Origin of the sequence: Kitasatospora sp. NPDC057512, assembly GCF_042802135.1 — a bacterium.
Taxonomy (GTDB): Bacteria; Actinomycetota; Actinomycetes; order Streptomycetales; family Streptomycetaceae; genus Kitasatospora.
In genome coordinates this window covers 1-3,202 of the sequence record NZ_JBHVET010000867.1, presented here as the reverse complement: position 1 = coordinate 3,202, position 3,202 = coordinate 1, and the positions used below count along the sequence as shown (strand labels likewise).

4 protein-coding genes are annotated in these 3,202 nt (G+C 72.3%); 3 read left to right on the top strand and 1 reads right to left on the bottom strand.

The genetic code is table 11. The annotated features are described in order from the left end of the window. Positions 1 to 77: 77 nt before the first annotated feature. Entirely contained in the window at positions 78 to 533 is a 456-nt protein-coding gene (locus ACFU6K_RS34990; RefSeq protein WP_380670044.1) for an SRPBCC family protein, read from the bottom strand. Between the two features lie 157 nt (positions 534 to 690). Here ACFU6K_RS34990 and ACFU6K_RS34985 point away from each other — a divergent pair, with 157 nt between their 5' ends. The 3 genes from ACFU6K_RS34985 (at position 691) to ACFU6K_RS34975 (ending at position 3,186) form a co-directional block, all read left to right on the top strand. Then, positions 691 to 1,182: a hypothetical protein gene (locus ACFU6K_RS34985; RefSeq protein ID WP_380670042.1), complete on the top strand. Its 492-nt coding sequence runs from the start codon at positions 691 to 693 to the stop codon at positions 1,180 to 1,182. Positions 1,183 to 1,258: 76 nt separating this feature from the next. Next, entirely contained in the window at positions 1,259 to 2,131 is an 873-nt protein-coding gene (locus ACFU6K_RS34980) for a transcriptional regulator (RefSeq protein ID WP_380670040.1), read from the top strand. 71 nt (positions 2,132 to 2,202) lie between these two features. Then, positions 2,203 to 3,186: an NAD(P)-dependent oxidoreductase gene (locus ACFU6K_RS34975; protein ID WP_049652368.1), complete on the top strand. Its 984-nt coding sequence runs from the start codon at positions 2,203 to 2,205 to the stop codon at positions 3,184 to 3,186. The last annotated feature ends 16 nt before the right edge of the window (positions 3,187 to 3,202 follow it).

The window sequence follows — 3,202 nt, the reverse complement described above, 5'->3', positions numbered from 1 at the left end:
CGTTCACGCCGGGCGGGGACGGCCCGGGCTCGTCGCGGGAGTTCGCCCCCCGCCGCGACCGCGCGCGGCGCCCACCGTCACCCGGCCCGGCGGCCGCCGGTGAGGTCGGCGTCGGCGGCGGCGAGGATGCGGCCGAAGGTGTGGGCGATGAGGGGCTTGGCCAGGGCCCGGGTGAGGGCCGCGCCGAAGGGCAGGCGGACCTGGAAGGTGGTCGTCCACGCGACCTCCGTCCCGCCGGCGACCTCGGTGAAGGTCATCCGGCCGAGTTCGTGCCGGGACGGCGGCAGGCTGCGCTCGACCGTGTAGTCGAAGCCGCGCGGCCGGTCGTAGGTGGTGACCCGCTCGCGGAACCAGCCGATCGCCCAGGTGTGCACCCGCACCGCGCCCACGCCGTAGGGCGTTCCGGCGCCCGGCCGGGCCAGGCGGGCCCGGAGGATGAGCGGGGAGCGGGTGTAGTTGGTGGTGGTGGCGCACCAGTCGAAGACGTCCTCGATCGGTGCGGCGATGACGCGTCGGACGGTCAGGGTCTCCATGGTCATGTCCCCTCTCTCGGTCGGCAGCGGCACCGGCTGCGGCGGCCGCACTCGACAGGTGGACCGGGGAGCCGTCGGAAACGTGACATCGGAGCCGACCCCTCCCGGAGCACCTCACCGATCGCCGAAATCTATCGTAGCTGCTACGGTCGTAGGTATGACGAAAGAAACCGATGCCCAGTCCACCGTGACCGAGCTCCGGATGCCCCTCGACACCAAGATCGTCATCTGGGCCTTCTGCGCCGCGGTCGGCGCCGGCCTCGGCTTCGCCGTCCCGTGGCTGCTCCAGTTCGCCGCCCGGCACCCGATCCCCTACGCGGACACCGTGCGGTTCCTGGGCTCGTTCACCTCCCCGGCCATGGTGGTCGGCCGGCCGGTGGCGCTCGCCGCCGTCGGGCTCGTGGTCGGGATGTTCGTCACCTACCACGCCGCCACGCTGCGCATCTCGGACGAGAGCATCACCATCATCGAAGGCGACGACAGCCGGGTGATCGCCCGGGACCAGGTCGGCGGCGTCTTCCGCCACGGCGGCAAGGTGCGGATCGAGTCACCGGTCGGTCGCGTCCTCTTCGACGACGACGTCGAGGGTGGGAAGGCGGCCATCGCCTCGGCCTTCCGCCGCCACGGCTACCCCTGGGAAGGCGCCTGATCCCCCGGGTGCCCCATGTGGCAGATTGACCGGACGGCCCCGCCCCGGGCCCCGTGATCGAGAACCGAGGTCTCCCGTGTCCGCAGACAACGCCGCGCCGTACCGACCCGCGCCGCGCACGGTCGTCGAGGCCTGCTTCGACCCGCAGGGCACGGCCCCCCTCGACTACGTCTACGACGTCGCGGCGGCGGCCGGCCTGGCGGACCAGCCGGTGCGGCTGGCCGTACGGCGGCTGGAGGCGGCGGGCGTCCTGCGGCAGGAGGGGCGGGGCCGCAAGGGCCGGCTCGTCCTGACCGACGCGGGCAGGCTCCGCTCGGACCTGGACGTCCGCTTCGTCGCGCTCGCCTACGCGCAGGACGCCGGGCTCGTCCCCTGGGACGGGCTGTGGCGCCTCTACACCTTCTCCGTCCCCGAGCGGCACCGGTCGGAACGCGACGCCCTGCGCACCGCGCTGACCCGGCTCGGCGCCGCCCCGCTCGCGCCCGGCGCCTACGTCAGCCCGCACGACCTGCTCGACGAACTGGCCGCCGAGGCCTCGGCGGCGACCGTCGACGCCTACCTGGTCACGGCGGAGGCCACCCGCCTGACCGGCCGGGGCCTCACCGGCCCCGCCGCCACCGCGGAACATCTCTGGCCCGCGGCCGGGACGGTCGAGGCCTACCGGCCCCTCGCCGACGCACTGGCCGAGGAACCCCTCGGCCCCGACCGCGGCTCCGTCGAACTCGTCGCCACCGCGCTGCGCCTGGCCGAGGCCTTCACCCACGCCCTGGAGCTCGACCCGCTCCTCCCCCCGGAGCTGCGGCCCGCCCCGTGGCCGCCGGCCGGAGTCCGGCGCGACTTCCACCAGGCCTGGACGGCGATCCGCGGCCGCACCCCCGACCTCTCGCTCTTCCGGGTCTTCGACACGGAACCGGAAGACCACGAGCCGGAACAACACCTGTCCGCCTGATATTCACCCGGACGGACGTGATTCCGAATTCCCGGATCGCCCGTATGTCCTAGGCCTGATATATCGAATACATGCTCGAAGAATACGACAAGGTATTGGTGTCGGGCGGATTGGGTTTCGTCGGAAGGCACCTGACCAGCGCCCTTCTCTTTCTCGGGAAAGAGGTGGCGATCATCGACAACGCCCGGACCGCGACGAGCATCTCGGCGCCGTCCGGGACCACCCTGCACCTGCTGGACATCCGCGAGGTCGATGCCGTCGCCGAGGCCGTGGACGACGCCGACCTGGTCTTCCACGTCGCCGCGAACGCGAACGGCACACTGTCGGTGACGCAGCCGCGCCTCGACTTCGAGATCAACGCACTCGGCACACTGATCTTCGCCGAGGCCCTCCTCAAGGCGTCCGTCCGCCGGGTCGTCTACGTCTCGTCCGCGTCCGTGTACGGAACGCCCCGGAAATTCCCCATGGACGAGGACCACCCGACCCGCCCCTTCGTCCCGTACGGCGCGTCGAAGCTCAGCGGCGAGATCACCTGCCTGGCGCTCCACCGCGCCTGCGGTCTGCCGGTGGTGGTCGGCCGCCCGTTCTGCGTCTACGGGCCGGGCGAGAACCCGCACGAGGCGATGGTCGAGGTCGGCCGGTTCCTGCGCTGGCACCTCAACCACCAGCCCATCCAGATCGTGGGCGACATCGACCGGAAGACCCGCGACTTCGTCCACGTGACCGACCTGGTCCAGGGGCTGCTGACGATCGCTGACCGGGCCGAACTGGGCGAGGTGTTCAACATCGGCTCCGGCACGGAGGTCTCGATGCGCGACCTCGTCAACACGATCGGGGAGGCCACCGGCGTCACGCCCGAGGTCAGCGTGATCCCGGAGATCGAGGACGACACCTACCGGCTGGTCGGCGACATCTCCAAGCTCCAGGGCCTCGGCTACCGGCCGGCGGTCTCGCTCGCCGAGGGGGTGCGCGACCTGGCCGACCACCTCGGCGCGAACCCGGAGCTCCCCGGCAGCCCGACCATCTTCTCCCGCGGCCAGCACGGCGAGTCCTGAGCCCGCCGCCCCGGTC